18 protein-coding genes are annotated in these 24,640 nt (G+C 44.7%); 14 read left to right on the top strand and 4 right to left on the bottom strand.

The annotated features are described in order from the left end of the window. Positions 1-196: 196 nt before the first annotated feature. The 5 genes from A8708_RS36325 (at position 197) to A8708_RS02290 (ending at position 6,918) form a co-directional block, all read left to right on the top strand. Entirely contained in the window at positions 197-1,357 is a 1,161-nt protein-coding gene (locus tag A8708_RS36325; protein ID WP_082927220.1) for a hypothetical protein, read from the top strand. Then, a complete protein-coding gene (locus A8708_RS02275; RefSeq protein ID WP_239696498.1) occupies positions 1,240-3,330 on the top strand; it encodes a glycosyl hydrolase in 2,091 nt (696 codons plus the stop codon). Before A8708_RS36325 ends, A8708_RS02275 begins: the two co-directional genes overlap by 118 nt. Positions 3,331-3,526: 196 nt before the next feature. Next, positions 3,527-5,056 (top strand): extracellular solute-binding protein, encoded by a 1,530-nt coding sequence (locus tag A8708_RS02280; RefSeq protein ID WP_068661898.1) that lies wholly within the window; start codon positions 3,527-3,529, stop codon positions 5,054-5,056. A 72-nt stretch (positions 5,057-5,128) separates the two neighbouring features. After that, positions 5,129-6,037, top strand: coding sequence for an ABC transporter permease (locus tag A8708_RS02285; protein ID WP_239696493.1), 909 nt, complete (start codon positions 5,129-5,131; stop codon positions 6,035-6,037). An 8-nt stretch (positions 6,038-6,045) separates the two neighbouring features. Then, a complete protein-coding gene (locus tag A8708_RS02290) occupies positions 6,046-6,918 on the top strand; it encodes a carbohydrate ABC transporter permease (protein ID WP_338044170.1) in 873 nt (290 codons plus the stop codon). A gap of 333 nt (positions 6,919-7,251) precedes the next feature. Here the strand turns inward: A8708_RS02290 and A8708_RS02295 are convergent, their stop codons facing one another. After that, positions 7,252-8,034 carry a helix-turn-helix domain-containing protein gene (locus A8708_RS02295; RefSeq protein WP_068661899.1) on the bottom strand — a complete coding sequence of 261 codons (783 nt, stop codon included), beginning with the start codon at positions 8,032-8,034 and terminating at the stop codon, positions 7,252-7,254. A 151-nt stretch (positions 8,035-8,185) separates the two neighbouring features. On the opposite strand from A8708_RS02295, the gene A8708_RS02300 reads away from it, so the two are divergent. Together A8708_RS02300 and A8708_RS02305 are read left to right on the top strand one after the other, a co-directional pair. Next, the gene (locus tag A8708_RS02300; protein WP_068661900.1) at positions 8,186-8,959 is read left to right on the top strand and encodes a phytanoyl-CoA dioxygenase family protein; all 774 of its coding nucleotides are present in this window, start codon (positions 8,186-8,188) and stop codon (positions 8,957-8,959) included. A 195-nt stretch (positions 8,960-9,154) separates the two neighbouring features. Then, positions 9,155-9,904, top strand: a complete 750-nt coding sequence (locus A8708_RS02305) for a LamG domain-containing protein (protein WP_068661901.1) — start codon at positions 9,155-9,157, stop codon at positions 9,902-9,904. Positions 9,905-9,992: 88 nt separating this feature from the next. Here A8708_RS02305 and A8708_RS37030 read toward each other — a convergent pair whose 3' ends face one another. Both A8708_RS37030 and A8708_RS02310 read right to left on the bottom strand, forming a co-directional pair. Next, positions 9,993-10,286, bottom strand: a complete 294-nt coding sequence (locus tag A8708_RS37030; RefSeq protein WP_082927222.1) for a hypothetical protein — start codon at positions 10,284-10,286, stop codon at positions 9,993-9,995. Beyond that, positions 10,225-10,845 carry an RCC1 domain-containing protein gene (locus A8708_RS02310; protein WP_068661902.1) on the bottom strand — a complete coding sequence of 207 codons (621 nt, stop codon included), beginning with the start codon at positions 10,843-10,845 and terminating at the stop codon, positions 10,225-10,227. Before A8708_RS02310 ends, A8708_RS37030 begins: the two co-directional genes overlap by 62 nt. Before the next feature lie 222 nt (positions 10,846-11,067). On the opposite strand from A8708_RS02310, the gene A8708_RS02315 reads away from it, so the two are divergent. Continuing rightward, the gene (locus A8708_RS02315) at positions 11,068-11,856 is read left to right on the top strand and encodes an SDR family oxidoreductase (protein ID WP_068661935.1); all 789 of its coding nucleotides are present in this window, start codon (positions 11,068-11,070) and stop codon (positions 11,854-11,856) included. A gap of 82 nt (positions 11,857-11,938) precedes the next feature. Here A8708_RS02315 and A8708_RS02320 read toward each other — a convergent pair whose 3' ends face one another. Then, the gene (locus A8708_RS02320; protein WP_068661903.1) at positions 11,939-12,808 is read right to left on the bottom strand and encodes an AraC family transcriptional regulator; all 870 of its coding nucleotides are present in this window, start codon (positions 12,806-12,808) and stop codon (positions 11,939-11,941) included. Between the two features lie 125 nt (positions 12,809-12,933). On the opposite strand from A8708_RS02320, the gene A8708_RS02325 reads away from it, so the two are divergent. The 6 genes from A8708_RS02325 (at position 12,934) to A8708_RS02350 (ending at position 24,586) form a co-directional block, all read left to right on the top strand. Continuing rightward, a complete protein-coding gene (locus tag A8708_RS02325; protein ID WP_239696497.1) occupies positions 12,934-15,186 on the top strand; it encodes a GH92 family glycosyl hydrolase in 2,253 nt (750 codons plus the stop codon). A 3-nt stretch (positions 15,187-15,189) separates the two neighbouring features. Then, positions 15,190-15,894 (top strand): SGNH/GDSL hydrolase family protein, encoded by a 705-nt coding sequence (locus tag A8708_RS02330; RefSeq protein WP_068661904.1) that lies wholly within the window; start codon positions 15,190-15,192, stop codon positions 15,892-15,894. A 319-nt stretch (positions 15,895-16,213) separates the two neighbouring features. Beyond that, positions 16,214-20,815, top strand: a complete 4,602-nt coding sequence (locus tag A8708_RS02335; protein ID WP_204787455.1) for a polysaccharide lyase family 8 super-sandwich domain-containing protein — start codon at positions 16,214-16,216, stop codon at positions 20,813-20,815. A gap of 102 nt (positions 20,816-20,917) precedes the next feature. After that, entirely contained in the window at positions 20,918-22,627 is a 1,710-nt protein-coding gene (locus tag A8708_RS02340) for an extracellular solute-binding protein (RefSeq protein WP_068661906.1), read from the top strand. 110 nt (positions 22,628-22,737) lie between these two features. Beyond that, entirely contained in the window at positions 22,738-23,694 is a 957-nt protein-coding gene (locus A8708_RS02345; RefSeq protein WP_068661907.1) for an ABC transporter permease, read from the top strand. A 13-nt stretch (positions 23,695-23,707) separates the two neighbouring features. Continuing rightward, entirely contained in the window at positions 23,708-24,586 is an 879-nt protein-coding gene (locus A8708_RS02350) for a carbohydrate ABC transporter permease (protein WP_068661908.1), read from the top strand. Positions 24,587-24,640 lie beyond the last annotated feature (54 nt).

Genomic DNA, 24,640 nt, shown 5'->3' on the forward strand with positions numbered 1-24,640 from the left:
CGCTGGAGGAGCCGAATGCGATGACCCGCACGTTCGGTTCTGTGAGAGGCCCATGCAACTATGCATGGGCCTACTCTATTTGCGGATACTGGGATTTTTATGAGAAATCTTAAATATCTTTTAGCAGGATGGATTCAGACGATTTACCCTCTATCTCACAACTTCTATGATGGGTGTATTGGAGGTTGAAACAAATATGGCGAAATTAGGAAAATCGGAAGAATCAATAGCAATGGGGACATTAAGTCATGCTGATCTCATCGACAAATTTACAAATCCACCTATAGAGCATCGCGCTATCCCGTTCTGGTCGTGGAATGGCAAGTTGGAGCAATCCGAATTAGATACCCAAGTCGAAGGTTTCAAGGAACAAGGAATGGGCGGATTCATGATGCATGTGCGGGAAGGTCTTGAAACTCCTTACATGGGTGATGAGTTTATGGATCGTATCAAGGAAACCGTCGCTAAGGCGAAAGCCGAAGGGGTGTCGGCATGGTTATATGATGAAGACCGATATTCGTCTGGCATGGGCGGGGGTATGGTGCCTCGTATTGGTGGTGATGCTGTACGCGCCAAGGCATTGTCGCTTACCATATGCCGAAGTTACGTGATGGATGAATCCATTCAAGCTGTGTATCGAGCCATCATAAATGGAAATGAGCTGGCCAGCTGCCTGAGGCTATCGGAGGTCCATACGGCTGGCAGCACACTTGACGGAGCAGAAGTTTACTTAGTTATGAGACGACTTATTGCTTCTCCCAACGATTGGTGCCACGGTGATACGTATACGGACACTATGAACCCGGAATCGGCGCGCATCTTTATCGAAACGACGTATGAACGTTACAAAGAGGCTGTCGGTGATGAATTTGGGGGGACAATACCCGGTATTTTTACAGATGAGCCTTTTATACTCGGTTTCAGGGAACAGTTAAATGAGCCGGAATGGACTTGGATCTCGTGGTCGGAGTACATGCCTCAAACTTTTGCCGCTAAAAATGGGTATGAGATTTGGGACACTCTTCCCTACTTTTTTTACCGAGGCGAGCCCTCCTCCAAGATACGTTTCGATTACTGGAAGACGGTCACCGACATGTTCTGCGAGGCCTACACAAAGCAAATTGGGGACTGGTGCAGGGCGAATGGGATTTCATTTACTGGCCATTACTGCTGTGAAGAAGATGTGGTAGAAGCAGCTCGGTATGGAGGTGCTGTTAGCCTCATTACCGTTATATGGATATTCCCGGTATCGATACATTGTGTGAACAGACCAATGAAAGCCTGTCGATCAAGGAGGTGTCCAGTGTTGCTCATCAGTATGGCAAGAAGAAGGTCATTACGGAAACTTACGGAGTAACGGGGTGGGCTTTCTCGTTTGAAGGCCGCAAATGGATCGGGGATTGGCAATTCGTACTAGGTGTTAACGTGTTAACCCACCATTTGGCGCTTTACACGCTGCGTGGATGCCGCAAAAGGGATTACCCGCCTTCCTTTAATTACAACGTGAACTGGTGGGAACATAATCATGTGATGGAGGATTATTTTGCCAGACTAGGCTCAGTGCTGAGCGAAGGACATGTCGTTCGAGATGTGTTAGTCATTCATCCTGCCGCATCCGTATGGGCTAAGCTCGGTAAGGATGTACAAGCGGCGCAGTGGCGTAATCAAGGTGGCAATTCAGAAGAACTCAGCCATTATAGCCTGGCATTTAACGATTTTATTCGTCAGCTTCTTGGTGAGCACTATGACTTTGATCTAGGGGATGAACTGATCCTTGAAGAGATTGGAAGTGTTGAGGGAGACCAACTTTGGGTTGGGGAAGCCGCCTATCGGGTTGTGGTACTTCCATCACTATCCAATTTACTGAGAACCACATATAAGCTGCTTCTCAACTACTTGAATGCCGGGGGACTTCTTTTTTCATTTGGAGACGTACCAGCTATGTTGGACGGAGTAGTGTCGGAGGAACTGCAACTCTTGACTGGGCACCCGCGGTTTAAGCAGCTTCCGTCCAGGCATCACCTAGCCGTAGAATTAGAAGCCGTCGTCCCGCGAACGGTTAGTCTATTGGACCGCAATGGACGTGAAGCAGACCGACTTCTGTACATGCGCCGTGAACTTAAGGATTGTACGATTGTATTTGTCGTCAACAATGACAGGGAAGCTGCACATGTCGTGGAGGTTCGCATCCAAGGGAATGGACGGGTTGAAGAGTGGGATCTGCTATCTGGTCAAAGGGGAGAGAAACCGGCGAAGGCACAGAACGGCTACGTCGTAATGCAAGAAAAATTTGGGCCAACGGATTCGAAGTTGTTCGTCATTTCTCACAATGATGAGCTTCCACTAGGGAGTCAGCAGCCTCAAGGTGAGCTAAAGCCTCTGACGGCGCTGGGACCGATGGCTTCATTTTCGCGGACGGCGCATAACGCCTTGGTTCTGGATCGTTGTCAATACCAGCTTCGAGACGAAACGTGGTCACATGTCATGGATGTGTGGCAAGCGCAACGGGAACTTCGTGAGAAACTGAACATGAGACAAGTTTATATGAATAGCAATTATCAAAGATATCTGTGGATTCATGAGCCGCACGAAAATGATGGCACGCCTGCTGCTTTTCGCTGGGTTTTCAATGTGAAGGATGTTCCAACAACAAATACATTCTTGGCTTGCGAGCAGGCGGAACGCTTCCAATTCAGATTAAATGGTCAACTTGTTGCAGAGGTGCCAAGCGGCTGGTACTTGGACAGGTGTATGTCGACCCTTAAGTTGCCAAATCTGATTGAAGGGGAAAATGTATTGGAGATCCATTGTGCGTATACGCATGATATGGAAATAGAGAATGTTTTTCTTCTCGGCGATTTTGCAATTGATTACAACCAATGTCTGATCAAAGAACAGGATAAGCTTCGATTCGGGGATTGGTGCCTGCAGGGTTATCCACATTATTGCGGAAGCATGGTTTATCATTTTGATCTTAATATCGACGAAACTGGCAGCAAGAGAACGTTACTGGAAATGGGCCCATATGAAGCAGTCACATTAAACCTTAAGGTAAACGGGAAGCAGGGGAAGGTGATTCCTTGGCGGGCTGCTGGAACAGTGGATCTTACCGATGACTTGATTACAGGAATGAACCGAATTGATATCGAAGTGGTGGGTAGTCCTCGTAATTTGCTGGGGCCGCTTCATGAGCTCCGTACGAACCAGGCTTGGACGGACTGGTGGTCATATCATTCATCAGGTAAAGAGTATACGCAGGATTATATCCTGCATCCTTATGGCTTATTGGGACAAATTCATATATATCAAATGGCGACAGATCAAACATAAGCGTTTTTACGAAAGGTGGTATTATTATTAGAAAATCTAAAAGTAGTTGATATTTCAGCAGTTGTGTTGATTTACGGACGTTGAATGCGTGCCATATGATAGCGTTATCAAAGGGGCCAGATGTGAAACAGTTTATGAAATTGTCCTGATGATAAGTGATACGAATTAAATAAAAGAGGGACGGTGTATTCAACTTATGTTAAAGAAGAAGGTTACCAAAGGAGCCGTGGTGTTCACACTGGCAGCAGCGCTTCTTGCAGGTTGTACCGGGAATGGAGGTACGGACGTTTCAACGAGTTCTCCTACTACAAGCACGCCAACCGGTACAACGACTAAAGCGCCTGAAGCGGCAACTTTACGCTTACTAACGGATGCTTCAACGGCATGGCCGGCTAAGAAGGACTGGGCAGTATGGAAGTGGATAAAGGAAAAAACCAACATTACGATTAATCAGGAGCTGCATACCGGTCCTGAGTCCTTGGCTCTTGCTGTCGCTTCCGGCGACATGCCAGATATCATGTCTGTGTTTCCTGTAGAAGCTCAGAAGTATGGTCCGCAGGGTGCTTTTCTGGATCTCTCGAAACACCTCGACAAAATGCCTAATCTGAAAGCCTTCCTGATATCCAGGCCTGATGTCGCTCGTAGAATGACATCCCCAGGGGGCGAAATGTACCATGTCCTGAATGATGGCGCTGGTGCCGGTAACAGAATGACCTTCCTATACCGAGATGATATCTTCGCGAAACACTCGCTGAGTGAGCCCAAAACTTGGGAAGAGATGTATGAGACCGCGAAGAAGCTGAAGCAACTATACCCAGATAGCTATCCATTTGTATTCCGTCATGGGATCGGTACGTTGAATTCCTTTGCTCCGCAGTTCGGTATTTATCCATTCTTCTTCGAAGACCCAACGACTGGCAAGATCAAGCTTGGGGTTACGGATCCAGGTGCCAAGAAGATGGTCGAGATGTTGAATAAATTTTATAAAGATGCTTTGATTCCACCAGACTGGCTATCAATGGATTATAAGGCGTGGACGCAATTCATTCTAAACAACAAATCGTTTATAAGCATTCAATTCATCGGTCAAATCGAAATCATGAACACGCAGCTTCAGAATGGCGCTCATTTGAAATTCATGCCTCCTCCTTTAGGTTATGGAACTAAGGCCTATAGCCCGAAAGGCGACTATGAGATATATGGTCTCGCCATTTCCTCCAAAACCAAAAATCTGGAAGCTGCGCTGCGTTATCTCGATTTTATTTATTCCAAGGAAGGTATCGATATTCTTAGTTGGGGTAAAGAAGGGGAAACCTATACGGTTGTTGATGGCAAAAGAAAGTTCCTTCCAAAGTTTAAAGAGCCTAATGATCTGCGTAAAGAACTGGGTATCATGACAACAGGAACTTATGGTTATGTTGATTTCGAAGCTTCTAAGTCGCTCAGTAATGCCAATGAACAATATTCTCATACGGAAGCAGCCAAATATGATTATCCTGTGATTAACAGTTTACCTCCACTCAGTGGGGAAGAGAAGAGCGCGATTTCGACGATAGAGGATCAACTCCTCAAATATTATGAGAGCTCTTTAGCTAAATTTATTATGGGTGAAACCCCAATGACGCAGTGGGATGCCTTCCTTGCTGAAATGCAAAGGATTGGTTCGCAAAAGGTTATAGATACTTACCAAATTGGCCTCGATCGTCTGAAAAAGAACTCGAAATAGTTGATGAAATGAACAGGGCCGAACATGAGTAGGATCGTTTCGGCCCTATTTCTTTAGAAAGGAGACTCGCCATTGAAGCTATCCATTCTCAAGCAAATGAAGCGAGATCACATCTTTTTACTCATGCTTGCTCCCGTGTTGGTGTACTATATCATGTTCAGATATGTGCCAATGTTTGGGATTGTCATCTCATTCGTGGATTACAATCTGTTCAAGGGGTTAGCAGGGAGTGAATGGGTTGGCCTTAAATATTATAAGTTATTCTTTGCCAATCCAGATGCCCCTGTTATTATCAAAAACACGATACTTCTCGGGGGATATAAGCTCCTATTTGGTTTCCCGGCACCAATCATTCTAGCTATATTAATCAATGAGCTAAGGAATAAGATATACAAAAGAGTCATACAAACGGTCAGTTATTTGCCCTATTTTTTATCCCTTGTGGTCGTTTCAAGTATTATTGTTATGTTTTTGTCCCCAAGCAATGGCTTGGTTAACGAGTTGCTCCAAAAGATGGGATTCCCAGCGATTAATTTCTTGCAGAAATCCGAATGGTTTCGAACGATTTATGTCGGCTCGGAAATTTGGCAACACACGGGTTGGAACTCGATTATTTTCCTAGCTGCCATCACGACCATTGATCCTCAGCTTTATGAGGCGGCTAAGATGGATGGAGCGGGCAGGTTTAGACAAATCTGGCATGTAACGCTGCCCGGGATGGCCACGACAGTCGTTATCATGTTCATTGTGCAGATAGGCTATGTACTGGAAATCGGTTTTGAGAAAGTGTTTCTTTTGTCCAATGCTGCTACCTATGATACGGCGGACGTTATAGCCACTTACGTATACCGCGTGGGTATCTTGCAAGGCGGATTCAGTTATGGTACGGCTATTGATTTATTTATGGGAGTTATTGGATTCCTCCTAGTTTATTTGAGTAATAAGCTCAGTCGTAAATATGGGGAAACCAGCCTATGGTAAGGGAGAAGATGAGGTTGAGAAAACGGATAAGTCTGTTTGATATTGCAAACGTCCTGCTGTTGGGAATCTTCGCTTGCTGTATGTTATTTCCCTTCATCCATATGGCAGCAGTTTCCATAAGTTCAGCAGAATATGTAACTTCTAATCGGATCAGTTTTTGGCCCAAAGGGATTCATTTGGATGCTTACAAGTCCGTTCTAAAGGATAATCGTATACTGCTCGGGTACAAAAATACACTGATTTATGTAACGGTGGGAACCACCCTTTCGCTTATATTTACCACATTGGGAGCCTATGCCTTATCGAGGAAAGTTCTCGTCTTTGGCAGAACGCTTATGTTGCTCATCGTATTCACCATGCTGTTCAGTGGCGGCTTAATTCCCAATTATCTCGTTGTACGCAGCTATGGCTTATTAGATACGAGATGGGCCATTATCTTGCCATCCCTTGTATCATCCTATTTCCTGATCATCATGCGCACGTTTTTTCAAGGTATTCCAAGTGAACTAGAGGAATCTGGCAAAATAGATGGACTATCTGACTTGGGCAACCTGTGGAGGATCGTACTTCCGCTGTCCAAACCTGTCATGATGACGATTGGCTTATTTTATGCGGTGCAAGTTTGGAGTAACTTTTTCTCTGCACTTATCTATATAAGAGATGCGAGCTTGTACCCGCTCCAAGTTACCATTCGGAATATTGTTCTGATCGGTCAGGTCTCGGATACAACGGTAACCACAGCTATGGGAGATAAACCAATCGTCTTGGAGTCTCTGAAATATGCAGTTATTCTTGTTGGTACATTGCCAATATTGTTGATCTATCCTTTTATTCAGAAGCATTTTGTTCAAGGCGCGACGTTGGGTTCGGTCAAAGGCTAAGGAGAGGCGCGGGTACAATTTATTGTGTGGCACACTCATCTGCGCCTAGCTCACGGGTCGGGCTAAGCAAATAACTGGATTTTCTACAGCTAATTCAAGAGAAATCATCACGATTTGCACAATAACTGGATTTCCTCCCGTTATTTCAGGCCAATTCAGTCAAACGGAACCTGTTGAGTAGAATTAGATGTAGGAAATCCAGTTAAACTCCCTAAACGCTAGATTTATTCGGAAATAGATGTAGAAAATCCAGTTAATCCCCCAATAAGACGCAATTTAAAAGCGGCAGTCTAGGACGGTGTCAAGCCTTCCAAGACTGCTGCTTTTTGGATGTTATACGCGGTAATTCTTGCGATACCCAGAGGGACTAATGCCCATCTGATTTGAAAATACGCGACTGAAATAAAAAGCGTTTTGAAACCCACATTGTTCAGCAATGTTTTCGAGCGTGTCTTGGGTTTCAACGAGTAATATGCGAGCACGGGCTAGTCGCACTTTGGTTGCAAAGCGCACAGGGGATAAGCCATAGGCCGATTGGAAACGCCGTGTAAGCTGAGAGCTGCTAATGCCGAGTGTTGCGGCAAGCTCTTGTAAGGACAGTTCGTGTTCACATGTCCGTGACTCAATATAGGCAGCTGCCTTGTTCATTAAAGGGTCAACGGTTCCAGCATTATTATGCTGGGCTTTGTATTGTTCACGATGGGATTGGAAAATAAGATCCTCAATCAGGTGCTGCGCATCTCCCCTGTACTGTTGGTGAAGATCCTCTGTTTCTTGCCACTCACGCAGATATTGAAACGTGGATCGAAGTCGACTGACATCTTTCAATCGTACAACTTGGGGGAGTGTCCAATCACCTGAACAGGTGAATTCACAGAAATGAAAGGACAGCGTCTGCTGTACATGGCGTTTCAATGTGTGACTCGGTGGACAAAAGATCAATTCGCCAAATTGAGTCAGCTGCTCTTTGGTATCGTCTCCGCCATCGATGGTGAAGGAAAAGCTGCCATCTTGGGCTGCCAGCATGACCCAACCTTGATACATATCTTCGGCTAATGAAAACTGCTCACGTTGTTCCCCATAATAATAACGGGTTAATTGGATGTTGGGAATCAAATGTCCAATCCACCTTTCCATGCAAAAAAGTATATGTATAAGTATAACTTCGTGCATGGAATAAGGGAAGTATTCGCTGTAATATAAGGATATAAACAAGCCGACCATTACGGAATGTCGGCAAAAAAACAAATGAGAGGTTGGGGTTTGCATGAAAAAGAAATCCTTGAATATCTTGACACACGAGCAATTGAAGACGTATAACGAGCAGGGATACTTGGTTTTACGAAACGTATTTACAGAGTCGGAAGCGAAAGTCATTCAAACAGAGTGCGATCAATTGCTAACTTTAGGTGATTACACAGATAAACTCAATGTCCGTGCTGGTCATAAAAGTTACGTTGACGGGTCAATTGCCATTGAGCGCCTAGACCCTGTGCATGATATTTCAGCAGTGTTTGCCGATTTAGTGAAAGACGAGCGACTTCTGGCCCCATTGCGTGACATTTATTTGGATGAGCCGTTACTTTTCAAAGATAAATTAATCTACAAGCTCCCTGGGTCTAATGGTTACTCGATGCATCAAGATGCTGCGTGGTGGCAAGGGTTCCCAATTGAAGGATTGATCTCGGTGATGGTTGCGATTGATGGTGCGACAACTGCAAATGGTGGCTTGGAGTTATTCCCTGGATACCATGGACATTTGCGTTCAACACCTGGTGAATTAAGAAACATGAATGCGGAAGAGATTGCTGAAATCGATCCTAAGAAGGGTGAAATTGTAGAAACAAACCCAGGGGATGTTATTATATTTCATTCCTTCACACCTCACCAAAGTGGAGCTAACACATCACAAGTAAGCCGTAAACAGTTATATTTGACATACTCCCCAAGTAAAAACGGTGACTTATATAAAGCTCATTATCAGCATTACCAACGTTACAGTTTAATGGGGAAAGACACTTCTAGCTATTATTTCTTGTAAAATACATGAGGAGATCTGCCTACTAAAGGTAGATCTCTTTCCATTGCAGCTAAGCCATGCATGTCATGCATATTAATCGTAGAATCGTCCAAAAACACATAGAATCGTTAATCGCTTTCACTCCTGAATAGGGCTATTCTTAATGAGATATGAAAGATGCCAATATGCAAATCGCAATAGGAGGTTGAACCGCATATGTCAAGTAACAAGGAAGCAATACTAGCTCACGACTCACTTGTGTCCTTCTGGGACTTCCAAGAAGAAGCTGGACAATCCCGGGTTGCCATGGGACCTTATCGCTATACATTAGAAGAACAGGCTGGACCGATAAGCCGAGTGGATGATGGTGTATTTGGCGCCTATGCAGCTAAATTAACATTTGGTCAATGGTTTAACTTGCCACGTGAGAATTGTCTAGCACTCGATTTCCATGGCCCGGAGGCACAAGTGACAATTCTAGCGTGGTTAAAACGTGAAGATAGACCAAATGGGCAATGCGAAGCCATTGCTGGCATGTGGAACGAAACAGAGAAGAAGCGTCAATATGCGATGTTTCTGAATTTGAGGATTTGGGATAGCGGGGATCAAGTCGGCGGTCATGTCTCCGCGGAAGGCGGACCGACGCCAGGGCATCCTTGGTGTATGACAACTGCGATTGGTTCAACACCATTAGTGAAAGAACAATGGTACGCACTTGCTTTTACATACGACGGTACCTATGCCAAAGTGTATATCGACGGTGTGTTGGATGAGAGGGAAACCTACAATCCTTATCTATACGAGAAAGGCCTATATGATGGCGGAGTCATGGGAGCGGATTTTACCGTAGGTGCGGTGCATCGCTCTGGCGAGATGGGCAATTTCTATGCGGGACTCATTGGTGGGTTGGCAGTACTGAATAAGGCGTTGACAAATGAGGAAATTCTTGCGTTAACGGGTAAGTAAATATTGAAACAGGTTCGCGTAAATAATGAATGAAAGCCGGTTCCCAAGAGGGGGCCGGCTTTCATTCATTATTATTTCGAAGTCAGTTTTATGGAAGGTTTAACATCCAAGCTGGTTTAGGAAATGCAACGTTGACCGGGCTATATTGAGGGACATTCATGTTGTCGCTTACCTGTCCGAAGTTATTTGCTCCCCATGCCCATAGTGTTCCGTCTTGCCGAGTAGCTGTATTAAAGCCTAAACCTGAGCTAATCGCAATAATGTGATGCAAGTCCTTAACTTGTACAGGTGTGGTAAGACGTTTATAATCATCGATTCCATTAATCGTTAGATATCCCCACTCCTGAGGAACTAAACACGGTTCCGTCTTCTTGTAAAGCAATCACTTGATTTTTAAAAATAGTAATATCCTTAACTTTTTTCAGTCCAGGAATGGGCACAGGAGCTTTCGATTCACTTTTCTCTAGGCTCTGTTTAGAGTTCCACACCCAAACAGTCCCCTCTTTATCCAATGCTGCGTTTAATTGTTGTGCATTTTCAGCTACTTTGACAATATTTTTTAGTTGTGGAATTTGAACTGGCGGGGAAACGGGAAAGTACCAAGTTGTATCCTCAGGTGAGTCATACTGATAGGACCATTCCCACACGGTCCCATCTTCTCGAGCAGCTATCCCCCGCCCATTGAAAGCAAAATCAGTTATTCTTTCTAAACCCTTTACCTTCGTAGGTACACGTTTTCCCATGATCCAAATATGGCCTTCATTGTCAAGCAAGCTGTACGTATCCAAACCAGCAGACAATTTGACCGGTTTCGGTGAGATTGAAGAAGATTCAGCAGCAGCTTCTGCGGAAGATACGATAGGAGTGGTATGCAAGAGTCCTACGGCCGTAACAACGAACAAAAACTTCTTGAGATGCAAAGTATGGAAGTGCGATTTCATGATTCAACCTCTTTTCTTTGGTATATATGGATAATAATTCAAGTTGAATATGTATACTGTAAAATATAGGAAAAGTTTCGATGTAACGGTCAAATAAGTTTGGATCATGCGGAGCATGGGTATAGTAATTTTAGTAGGAAGTTAAACCAAGAGGAAATACATACAGTCTACCATACAGGTTGGGAGTGAATGATAACCGTGCAAACTGCGAAGAAATCTATGATGGTTTTACCCGATTTAAAGGACAAGGTTGCCGTGATTACCGGAGCAGGTTCCGGTATTGGACGGGCTGCCGCCATGCTGTTAGCGCAGCAAGGCGTGAAGGTATGCCTTGTGGATCTGAAGGGCGATCGGTTAGAACAGACGAAACACGAGATTGAAGCGGCTGGCGGTCAGGCTATAACGGTCGATATCGACATCTCGGATCCGAAACAAGTTCAACAAGCCTTCGACCATACGGCACATACGTGGGGGCGAATCGACTTTGTCTTTGCCAATGCTGGCATTAATGGGGTGTTGGCGCCAATTGAAGACATGAAATCAGAGGACTGGGATCGTACGCTGGCCGTCAATCTAAAAGGGACGTTCCTATGCGTCAAACATGCGATCCCTCATATGAAAGAAAATGGCGGCAGCATTGTTATCACGAGTTCCATTAATGGAAGTCGCACTTTTTCAGGGTTCGGCATGACGGCCTATAGTTCATCTAAGGCAGGTCAAGTAGCTTTTGCCAAAATGGCCGCGTTAGAATTGGCGCAGTACAAAATACGCGTCAATACTATTTGCCCAGGCTCTATAAAGACGCATATTAGTGAAAACACGCAGCCGACGCCAGAGCTTGAGAATATTAATATTCCGATCAAATACCCGGAGGGGAATCAACCTTTGGAACATGCGCCTGGAGAGCCTGAACAAGTTGCCAATCTGGTAGCTTTCCTTGCCTCAGAAGCTTCTCATCATATTACAGGCACGGAATTGTTCATTGATGGTGCTGAATCTCTGTTAAGATGATATCAAATCATGTAATAAGTAAGCCAATAGAGGCTGTTTCAAAAGTCGATGTAGACTTTTGAAACAGCCTCTATTTCTTATTTCATAACTTCGCACCATGATTGAGTTTCCGATAATCTGATGGAGTCATGCTAAGCCGCTCTCTAAACACGCGGGAGAATGTGGCATAGGAGGTAAATCCCACCTCGAAGCAAACGGAGGTTACGGGTACATTGCTGGATATAAGCAAACTGCATGCGTGCGATATTCGTATTTTCTCTAGGAAATTATGAAAATTATCACCGATGATTGATTTGAATGAAGAACTGATATGGGGGACGCTTAAATAGAAGCGCTCAGCCAACGATTCGAGTTTAATATCATCGCGAAAATGTTGATACACATAGAGAATGATTTCCCACATTTTCCCCTTTTTATTAGGGGGTCTATAGGTGTCCATATCTTTTATGGTGAAACAGCCGCGTTCCAACAAGATCAAGGCCTCGGTTAATTTGGTCATAAACATAAGCTGACTCAAGGGTCTATTTATAAGAATTTCCTGATGCATCTTCTCAAATATCGGGAGCAACTGTTGGCAGAGTTCAGGTTCCAATTGGTAAGAAGGATCTCCTTCTGTTCCTGCACGAAGCAGAATATCGCCAAAGGAAGCAGCACCGCTATCGGAACCATAAATGGCTTGCAAGCCGATGGCTCCAATATATAAATGCAGCTCTTGACCGCGGTCGATTTTAATTTGATGGACTTGATGCGGAAGCAAGAGGGTGAATGTGCCAGGCCCAATAGGACGCTCCATGCCGTTAATGATTTCAGTGCCGCTACCGTAGAAAGCGTAGGTATATTCAAGGAAATTGTGTGTATGCGGAGGAACGTCGGCAGTTAATTTGTGAATTTTGAACGTATACGGGAATGCATCATGCAGCTCTTGGTCCCCAGGTAGGTTGAATGGAATCATGGAATCACGCGCCTTAGAAGAGAATCAGTCACTGCTATCATAAACTAAAATCTTAAAAAATGAGATACTTTGCATAATTTTGATAAGAAGTAATAAGACATACTGCTTACAATGTAAGAAAAAGAATGTCTGAAGGGAAGGTTGTAACGAATATGAATGTTTTGCAATATGTGAATCCTTTGCAGGGGACAGCTTCTACATTTCGATTCTCCAATGGGAATACGCTTCCTCTCGTTGCACGACCATTCGGCATGGCGGCGTGGAGCCCGCAAACCGATGAAGCGGGAAAAGGCTGGTTCTTCCATCCATCCCATCGTCATTTTGAAGGGATACGTCTCACTCATCAACCAAGCCCTTGGATTGAAGATTACGGACACCTTACCATTATGCCGCAAACGGGACCGCTTGTCATATCCGCTGCTAAACGCTCTTCCTCATTCCGTAGCGAGGAGATGTCGATTAAACCCGATTATTTCCGAGTAAAGCTGCAGCGCTATAACACGTTATTAGAACTGAGCCCAACAGAACGATGTGCAAGTATGCGTATGACATTTGATGATCAACAAGGGGCAAGAGTTATGGTGATGCCATTTGATGGCGAATCATCCATCACGATAGATCCTGAACGTAGAAGATTAACGGGGTATACCCGAGCGAATTCAGGTGGTGTTCCCGAGAATTTCGCCATGTATGTGGTGATTGATTTTGATTGTGAATTAGACGTACAGGCGAGTGGGACCTTCGATGAACTAGGTAACGTATCCACTCAATTACACGGCATTGGAAACCGTCTAGGTGCACATGTTGGTCTGCGCTTACCGCAATCGGGGGAAGTTAACCTCCAAATCGGGACTTCCTTTATAAGTATAGAGCAAGCGATAAGCAACCTTTCACAGGAAATTGGTTCCAAATCTTTCGACTTGGTGCGGGCGGAAGCAGCGCAAGCCTGGGAAGATATGCTGAATCGCATACAGGTGGAAGATCCCGATGAGGACAAATTAAGTACATTTTATACCTGCTTGTACCGAGTCTGCTTGTTTCCTAGGATGTGGTATGAGTGGAGAAATTCAGATGAAATGGTGCATTACAGTCCCTATAATGGTCAAATTGTTCCCGGTCCGATGTACTGCGACAATGGATTTTGGGATACATATCGTACCTCATATCCGTTGTTCAGTCTGCTTTGTCCATCTCGGTTAGGTGAGATCCTAGCATCTTATGTTAACGCCTATAAGGAAGGCGGCTGGATGCCGAAGTGGTCTTCACCTGGTGAACGCAGTGCAATGCCGGGAACGTTGATTGATGCGGTCTTTGCAGATGCTTTTGTAAAAGGCGTTGAAGGGTATGACGCTCAAGCGGCGTATGAAGGCTTGCTGAAGCATGCCTGCCAAGCTGCGGACGACCCGCATTTTGGCAGGAAAGGCGTGAGTGCCTACCAACAGTACGGGTACTTACCTGCCGATCAATTTCACGAAAGTGTCAGTAATACATTGGATTATGTATATGGTGATTTCTGCATTGCCCAGCTTGCGAAAGGTCTCGGCAAGAACGAGGATTACACGCTGCTCATGGAGAGAGCGAAGAATTATGCCAAGTTATTAGACCCTTCCGTAGGTTTTATGAGAGGGAAGAGGGCAGATGGCAGGTGGGAAGAACCCTTCGATCCGATCGAGTGGGGAGGTGCCTATTGTGAAGGCGGCGCTTGGCAGTGCAGTTGGGCTGTTCAACATGATATCGTTGGCGTAGCAGAGTTGATGGGAGGAATGGATGTTTTCTTGGCTCGAATGGAGGCGTTAATGACAACGCAACCTTTGTTTAAAGTAGGCAGTTATGGCTTGGAAATTCATGAGATGTCGGAAATGGCTTCCATTGATTTCGGACAATTTGCAATTAGCAATCAACCGAGCTTTCATATCCCGTATCTATTTGCGGCGGTTGGTTCTCCGGCTGGAACGCAATTCTGGGTTAGAAAGACGGCAGAAGAGCTGTTCAGCGCTGCACCCGATGGCTTGCCTGGTGATGAAGACAACGGCAGTTTATGCGCTTGGTACATTTTCGCTAGTATGGGTATGTTTCCGTTAAGTCCTGGTGTGCCGGAATACGTGATCGGAAGTCCGATGTTTCAGCGGATGACAGTTCATTTGGAGAACGGCAAGCAGATCGTGATTGAGGCCGACCACATCGCGCAAAGTCACCGATATGTAGAACGTGTACATGTCAACAATGAAAAGTATCAGTCCTTATTTTTTTCGCATGATCAACTGATCGAAGGGGCATTGATACAATTTGAAATGTCAGATACCCCGACAAATGCTAGGGTTGAGGATCAGTATTTGCCATACTCGATGTCACTCCGAATTCAATCAGAAGGGAAATGAAACATGACAACACAACGTGAGTCCATCGTGAAACCAGGATTTTTTGCTGAATTTTCAGCAGCGGATAGCCGCAGAGGTGAGTTTGATTTAGGAAACGAAGTATTACTTGCGCACAAAGTTCCGGTTGATTTTGTATTTATAGGTGATTCGATCACGCATATGTGGGAGCTAAATGCCTATTTTGGTCGCGGTGGTCGTTTTATCGTAAACCGAGGGATCGGTGGGGATATTAGCAGCCATGTGTTACGACGGTTTGAGGGTGATGTCATTCAATTGAAACCGAAGGTTGTGGTTATTAAAATTGGCGTGAACAATTTCTGGGCATTGGATGGCGCAATCAGCGAGCATAGGAAAACAGCGGAACAAATCATACCTGCGCTTGTTGAGGACATTCAGGAAATGGTTCTAAAAGCGAAAGCTAACGGAATTATACCTGTGATCTGCTCCATTCTCCCAACGAATATGCCGCATTCGGGAAACAATACAATACGCAACTCGAGTATTTGCCAAGTAAACGAGCAACTACAGCAGGTTGCCACCAAACAAGAGGCTATTTATGTCGATTACCATACGCGGATGATTGCGTCAGAAGGCAATGCGTTGCGTGATGGGCTAGCAGATGATGGGCTTCATCCACATGTGCTTGGCTATGACATCATGGCAGATGCTTTGCGTGAAGAATTAGCACGCAAAGGAATAGAAATCTAAGTATGCAAGATGCATAAACTGTGGTGGCTGTCACGCTGCCGAATCGCATGGAGAGAATCTAGTAAAATCGCGGGAAGTCGATTAATTATTTATGGGTCCCAAATGGAACAAGAGGCGTTTCAATAAGTCTACATAGACTCTTGAAACAGCCTCTTTCTCATTTTCAATTAATGAAAGTTCATGATCTTTATAAGTGATCATATCCATTGAGGAGCCTATGGTGAAATAATGATGGGGAAACGAAGCGGTTTCAATACAATTGAAAGATGGTGGTGGAATAATGATGGTAAGGCGAAGTGGAGTACAGGTAATCTCGATCGTGATATTGGCAGTAATTCTAGCGTTGGTAGGACTGTTAGGCACAACGCGGGTACAGGCGGCTGACGATGATTATGACACGATGCGAATCAGGTGGATGAACTATTTGACAGGAGGAGCAGCATTAGATACATCTGACCCAGACATAGCATCTAAGCTGAGCTCTATAAGTCAAACGAGTGCAGCTACGATGAGTACAACATCAGCGTACTTATGGAGCGATTTAGCCGCAACGGGGGATACTGCTACGATTACTGCGAATTACGAACGCATTAAGAGAATGGCATTGGCTTACAAGACGGTTGATACCGGTGTTTATGGTGATCTCGATCTAAAGGCGAAAATTATTTATGCGATGGATTGGATGTATGCGAACCGTTACAATGAATCAACCGTACCGATTGAAAATTGGTGGGACTTGGAGATCGGAACTCCTCTAATTATTAATGATATTGTCGTTCTTATGTATGATGATCTCATTGCTACACCAGGAAAAATAACAAATTACATGAATGCGATTGAGGCATTTTCTCCAGATCCGAGCAAAGCCAATAAGGGAGCAGTTGCGGCAACAGGAGCGAACTTGGTATGGAAATGTCAGATCGTTGCCTTACGGGGCGTGATTCTAAAGTCAGCTGCGAAGCTGACTTTAGCCAGAGATGCTTTGAATCCAGTGTATGATTATGTGACAACGGGGGATGGCTTTTACCGGGATGGATCGTTTATACAGCATGAGATTTACCCTTATAACGGTAGCTATGCTGTAAGTTTATTGCAAGAATTGTCGTATCTGCTTCTGCTGCTGAATGGTTCGCCTTGGCAGCCAACAAATAGTGGCGCAGAGAATGTTTACAATTGGATTTACGATTCTTACGAACCGCTTATCTATAACGGTGCCATGATGGATATGACTAGAGGGAGAGCCATTTCTCGCAGCGACTACCAAGATCATACCACTGGACATAGTGTCATGTCCTCTATTATTCGCATAGCGCAGCACGCTCCAGCGGCCGATGCACAGCGAATGAAAGCGATGGTGAAAGCGTGGATTATCGCTGATAGCCAGTTTAATTTCTATAAGGATATTAATTTAAGTACGCTTGTCCTGGCCAAGGCAATTATGAATGACAGCTTTGTACTACCAAGAGAAGAGAAGGTACTTTCCAAAGTCTATGCTGGCATGGATCAAGTCGTACATCTTCGGCCTGGATTTGGTTTTGGCGTTAGTATGTCGTCGCATCGTATAGGGACATACGAGTATGATGAAAAATATAATGAAAATCCTAAGGGCTGGTACACAGGTGTTGGTATGACCTATCTATATAACAAGGATCCGTTCCAATTCACCGATTATTGGGCAACTGTCAATCCATATCGGCTTCCTGGAACGACTGTCGATACAATGCCGAGGGAAGATGCGGAAGGCGCTGGGTATCGGAGTCCGACAACTTGGGCAGGAGGTACAGAGCTTCAAGGACAGTATGCCACAGCTGGTATGGATTTGAAGGGATATGGAAGCACGTTAAAAGCGAAGAAATCCTGGTTTATGTTTGATGATGAAGTCGTTGCGCTAGGGACAGGCATTGCAAGTACAGACAACCGTACGATTGAAACAACGGTCGAGAATCGCATGCTTACAACAGCAAGAGTCACACACGGGATTGATTTGGATTCACCTCCTTCTTTACCAATTGGCAGTGAACCATTACGTCATAAAGTTTACGCCGTAAAGGATAGCGGGAATGATGGGAATGTGCCTGAGAATACCTTTGATAATAATCTTGGATCTAGATGGTCGGCGTCAGGTGATGGACAATGGATTCAATATGATCTTGGAAAGATACAAGCCATCGGGTATGTAGGAATAAACTTCTATCTTCAATCTGCAAGAACAACTAATTATGAAATACTGACTTCTGAGGATGGCGTGGTGTGGAATCAAGTTTATAGCGGTAATTCCAGTCTGGTTAGTGACGCGCAGCTTCAAGTCATCGATTTCCCAGAAACGCAAGCTAGATTTGTCAAAATTATCGGTCATATGAACTCGACGGGACCTTGGAACAGCATTACGGAAGTTCAAATCTATGCGCCATGTACAGCAGGAAATCTTCTCATCCTGCCATCAGTGACTCCACTGTATGTAAACGGTGTGACAGATAACACAGGATCTAGTCAATCTGCGAAGGTGAAGGATAATGACATTCGAACCGTCTGGTCAACGACTGGCGATGGACAGTGGCTGAAGTATGACTTAGGCAGCTCTCAGGAAATCGGGCATGTAGGGATCAGCTTTCCGAATGGCAAGGATAAAACTTCTGCCTTCGATATTCAAACATCTGTCGATGGGACAACATGGACGCCTGTGTTCAGCGGTCACAACACCGTGCTTTCCGCAGAGGTAGAAGCCTATGATGTCGTGGATACGACGGCCAGATACATCAAATTCATTTTCCACGGCAATGATAGCGATTTGTCCAATGATGTTTCTGAAATTCAAGTTTACGCCCCGCAGGCGGCTGGTCCTGTGTTAGATCCTCTGCATGTTTCGAAAAGGGTCAAAGGGGATGAACAGCTTGTTGTGAACGGGGTAACGAAGTTCGCTGGATTAGGATGGACAGAGGCAATGAGCAATGTATCTTATGCGTATTTGGAAGGAACAGGCGGGTACTACTTCCCGCAACCGACAGCTTTAAAGGGAAAAAGAGATGTTTCTCAGGGTAGTTGGTCACAGATTAATAATGGCGGCGCTTCGACGGTATTAAGTAAGAATTATTTGACGCTTTGGCTGGACCATGGAGCCAATCCGTTCTACAAAGATTACGCTTACGTCTTACTGCCGAATCTATCAGCAGAAGAAACAGCGAGTTACAGCCTTAATCCGAACATTGAAATCTTGGTAAATAATACGAATGTGCAAGCTGTGAAGGAGAAAACACAAGGTATTCTGGGGGCGAATTTCTGGGTACCAAGTACATTTGGCTATCTCACGGCATCGAATCCTTCCTCCATCCTGTTGCAGGATCAGGGCAGTATCCTTGATGTCGCGGTTTCTGATCCTACACATCTGCAAGCTAAGGTGACTTACGAAATTCATAAAGCCGGATTGTCAGTGATTGCCAAGGACCCAAGCATTACCGTTTTACAACTCACCCCTACAATTAAGTTTGAGGTCAATACCCAAGTGAGGGATGGTATCTCGCACAAACTGAAAGTACAACTGAACACTGCCGTTTCGACGCCTTTACCGACGCCAACCGCACCTCCAACTCACGTCGTTGACCCCATTCCAGATACGATTGTCGATGTGTTGGATGATCTTTCACTTACGTTTGCACATAGTGCTAATTTGAAATTTGACAGGGGAGAGCCTGGAAAGTTCGATGGCGATACTTCTCGGTTAATCCGAAAAACAATAACCAATGAATATCTCATTTATAAAGCACAGCCGAATAAAGATATTACTGGATTTACAGCGAGGGCATGGTTCCGGCCGCAAGACGGCGTAACCGACTTTGCTTTCTATACCTCGACGGATAATGTGACGTATACAGCGTTTACACCAACCAAAACAGGTGGAATAGAAAACTATAAAGAAATAAATTACAGTGGCATGCTGCCAACGGGTACACAGTATCTGAAAATCGTTTACATGATGAATGGTGCCTATAACTGGAACCCACAACTGGGTGAAGTCACGTTGACGAGTATTGTTCCTCCGCCGACAAGTATTACGGTCGTCGACAACGTCTACGACGATACCAAGATATTCGAGCGAAGCCCGAACTTGAGTATTAGTGGTTCTAATCCATCGGCATTCGGTGATGACGCTTCGCGATTAGTAAGACTTACGAATACAGATGAGTATATTGTGTACAAAGCTGAACCGGATAAGGAGCTGCGGAGTTTCAGCGCGGATACATGGTTCTGGCCTTACGAGGCGTCCACAGACTTCCAATTCGCGATATCTCCGGATAATGTGAACTATTCCTCCTATTCGCCGACAATTGCTGCAACTTCAAGCGCTGGTGCTTGGAATAAGGTGACTTACAGCGGAACGATTCCGAGAGGAACCCAGTATATCAAAATCATTTATAAACAACACTCGTCTAATACGTGGAATGCCCAAATCGGTAAGGTGACACTAACGAGTAAGATAGCAACACCATCAAGCGCAACAGTAACAGATGATGTGTATAATTTTAGCAAAATGTACGAGAATTCCGGTAAGTTGAGCTTCGATACCGCTAATGTTGCCAAGTTCGGAGGGGATACTTCCAGATTAAAGCGAAATGGGAATACCGATGAATGGGTTGTATATAAAGCGGCTCCAGACATGGACATGAAGAATTATCAAGTGGAGACGTGGTTCTGGCCCTTCGAGACTTCTGTTGACTTCGAACTCTACAGTTCGTCGGGGAATGGGACTTACACGATTCTTTCACCTGTGAAGGCCGTATCAGCAACCGATTGGAAGAAAGTGACGTATAGCGGCAATGTTCCTGCAGGTACGCAATTCCTGAAAATCGTGTATAAACAGAATACAGGTAATTATTGGCATCCACAGATCGGGAAAGTCGTCATTCATAGCGAAGCGATTGATTAACGAAAGTTCATGATCTTAAATCCCGATCATTTCTTTCCTTTTCACCTGGTGCCATAATTAAAAGTGTAAGATAGTTAGTTTACAAGGGGGCTTACAAATTAAATGAAACGTCAGCTAATTTCCAGAATTGCATTAGCAACTGTTGTGCTTGGCATGAGTATTGCAGCAGGTTGTACCAAAGCGGAGGATAGCCCAGCAACGTCACCAGCGACAAGTCCTGCTGCGACCAAGGCTGCGACAGCTGTAGCCAAAGAGAACGATCGAACGAAGTTCGATCCACCGGTTACGATCACCGCAGCGATTGCCTTAAAACCGTCTGACAAGCTTCGCAATGGCGACACGCCTGAGAATAATCCGATCTCACGCTGGTTTAAAGACACGCTGGGTATTGCGACGAAATACCAATGGGTGGTTACAGACGCGAGTGCGCTGGAAACCAAAATTCGTCTATCTTTGACGAGCGGCGAAGCCATACCGGACGTTCTCTCTGTCTCTGGTACCGTGTTTGAAGATCTAGTTGCCTCTAAGAAAATTCAATCCATTGACGAAGCGTTTGAGAAATATGCAACACCAAGGGTGAAAGAATCCTATAAGAAAAATCCAGAAGTATGGAATTTAGTCAAGCGAAACGGAAAGCTGTATGGTTTGCCTACGTTGTCTAATGGTATTGTTGGAAACACAGTGATGTGGGTCCGAGAGGATTGGCTTAAGAAGCTTAACCTCAAAGCGCCAACGACTGTCCAGGAATATGAAGCTGTTCTGGATGCATTCACCAATAACGATCCTGATGGGAATGGGAAAAAGGATACGTACGGCATGGCCTTTGGAGCAAACACCGGTTACCATAAACCAACGATGAACTTCATGACGGATGCTTCCTTTATCTTCGGTCAAGATCAGCCTTACCAATGGTTGAAAGGCACGGATGGCAAACTTCAATATGGTTCAACGAAGCCTAGTGTGAAGGATGCTTTAGGCAAATTAAATGAGTGGTTCAGTAAAGGGTATATCTCACCTGACTTTGGTACGCAAGACGCAGCGAAAGCGATGGCAGACTTTACTTCTGGTAAAGCTGGAATCGCCTTTGCGCCAGGTTGGGCTGGCGGCTGGCCAGTAGGTACGGCTGTGAATGAGGCAAAAGCTAAAAATTTAGCCTTAGATTTTAAACCATATCCAATTCCTGCGGGAATCAAAGGTGAAGTAGGCAGACAGGCATCACCGCCATCGTATGGCAATTATGTATTCCGTGAAGGATTTACGCATATGGAAGCGATCTTTAAATATTGGGATACGATGTACGGCTGTTCGGTTGAGGATGCAGCATGTCCGTTTGCGAATGGTAAGGGAGAAGGCTATGACTATGTTATGAAAGATGGCAAACCAGACTGGAAGAACATCCCGGAAGGTACGCTTAGTCTGAATGCCTATCAGTTGATGTCGCCAGGATCCGGTACAGCGCCAACGAACGTCATGTCCGGACCTAACATTTACCAACGTGTTGCAGCGGGGAAAAAGGATAATATTTTCGAGCAGAAGCTAGCTGCTGAGAATGGTCAATTAACGATTGACGGTTTCGCAGTTGCCTTCCAGCAGTTGAACAAAGACGTGCAAAGCGGATTCTTTGGCGCAAACACGCCGACGATGAAAGAGAAATGGGAACAGCTCATTGCTTTAGAGGAGCAAGCTTTCTTACAAATTATTTACGGAAAACAAAAACCAGAGTACTTTGATACCTTTGTGAAGCAGTGGAACGACCAAGGTGGCGCACAAATTACTAAAGAAGTGAATGATTATACGGCTAGCTTAAAGTAATTGTTTCACCAATGGATAAGAAATGCGGAGTGCTGGCGTTACTTGGGTTCTCCGCATTTTCTTTTTAATTAACGTATAGAAGTCGTAATGTTCGATAGGAGATAAATCGGATGAAAACAGAATCCATCAACTACCCCATGCAGGAGAGGGCAACCACACTTAAAAAACGGAAAAACCTCCTAAATTTCAAACAGACGTGGCCCCTTCATGTGTTCCTATTGCCATCTGTCGTGTTGCTGCTGATCTTCAGCTACACCCCGATGGTCGGATTTATAATTGGTTTCCAAGATTTTAAACCATGGTTAGGCATTTTTGGTTCCCCGTTTGTGGGTTTGAAGCATTTTAAATTTATGTTTCATGATCCAACCGCTGTGCAGGTCATTTGGAATACACTCGTGATCGCAGTTTTGAAAATCATTGCCGGATCATTGGCTCCATTCATTTTCGCCCTACTGCTGAATGAAGTTCGTATTGTCATCTTCAAGCGCGTGGTTCAATCGCTCGTATATTTGCCTCACTTTATTTCCTGGGTAATTCTCGGTGGTATTCTAACCGATTTGCTATCAACCAATGGGATGATTAACCAACTCCTTATGGCTGTCGGCTTGGATCGGATCTTCTTTCTCGGAAGCGGGAACTGGTACCGGTTTACCTTAGTGTTCAGCGATGTCTGGAAGGATTTCGGATTCGGCACCATCATCTATTTGGCAGCTATGGCCGGCATTAATCCGAATATGTATGAAGCTGCTGACATTGACGGCGCCAATAATTTTCAGAAAACCATTCACATTACCATTCCATCTGTGATTCCTATAGCTATTGTTATCGTGACTTTAGCCTTGGGCAACATTCTCAATGCCGGATTTGATCAAGTATTTAACACGTATAATCCGCTTGTGTATCCCAAAGGCGATATCATTGACACGTACGTTTACCGCATCGGTTTGCAGCAAGGATCGTTCAGTTTTGCGACGGCAGTCGGATTTTTCAAATCCGTCATTGGCTTTATTCTTATTGCAACGACGTATCGGTTAGCATCGAAATATGCCAATTACAGGATTTTTTGAGGGGACATGAATCATGATTAAATTATCGTTCTCGGGTAAAATGTTTCAACTTGCCAATCACATCGTGCTATCGCTGGCGGCTATCCTGTGCATTCTGCCTATGGTTCACATCTTGGCAGTTTCATTCAGCTCGGATTACGCGACGACGGCGAATTTAGTTAAATTTTGGCCGATTGGCTTCACAATGAACGCGTATGAGAAGGCATTAAACAGCAACAATTTCCTCATTGCCTTCAAAGTCAGCGTACTTAGAACCGTTTTGGGTACAGTGCTTACGATGTTTCTTACAATGCTTGCAGCCTACTCGATGTCGAAAGAGGATCTGTATTTCAAAGGAAGAACCTTATACGCTTGGTTTTTTGTCTTCACCATGTTGTTCCATGGCGGTCTCATTCCAACGTATCTGGTCGTTCAAAAATTAGGATTAACAAACTCGCTTCTGGCACTAATTTTGCCATCCGCTGTCAATGTCTTCAATGTGGTTCTGATGATGAACTTCTTTCGCGGCATCCCCAAAGAATTGCAAGAAGCAGCGATGATGGACGGAGCCGGACATTTCCGGATTTTGTTCACGATCTACATGCCGATCTCTTTGCCATCGATTGCGACATTATCTTTGTTTACCATGGTTTTTCATTGGAACGCATGGTTTGACGGCATGATCTACATGAACAAAGCAGAGCTGTTTCCGTTAGCTACTTTCCTTCAGGCTTTAATCGCTAGCTTTGATTTTACGAAAATCGGCCTCAATCCGGAGGACCTGGAAAAATTATCGGAACGCTCCTTAAAATCGGCGCTAATCTTTATCGGAACAGTCCCTATTTTGCTCGTCTATCCTTTTCTACAAAAATATTTTGTGAAAGGCATGACGCTCGGGTCGGTAAAAGAATAGGACAACGTAAAATGGCTGTTAGGGTAATCATCCTAGGAGCTATTTTCACTGTAT

The sequence above is a fragment of the Paenibacillus oryzisoli genome (genome assembly GCF_001653565.1).
GTDB lineage: Bacteria > Bacillota > Bacilli > Paenibacillales > NBRC-103111 > Paenibacillus_E > Paenibacillus_E oryzisoli.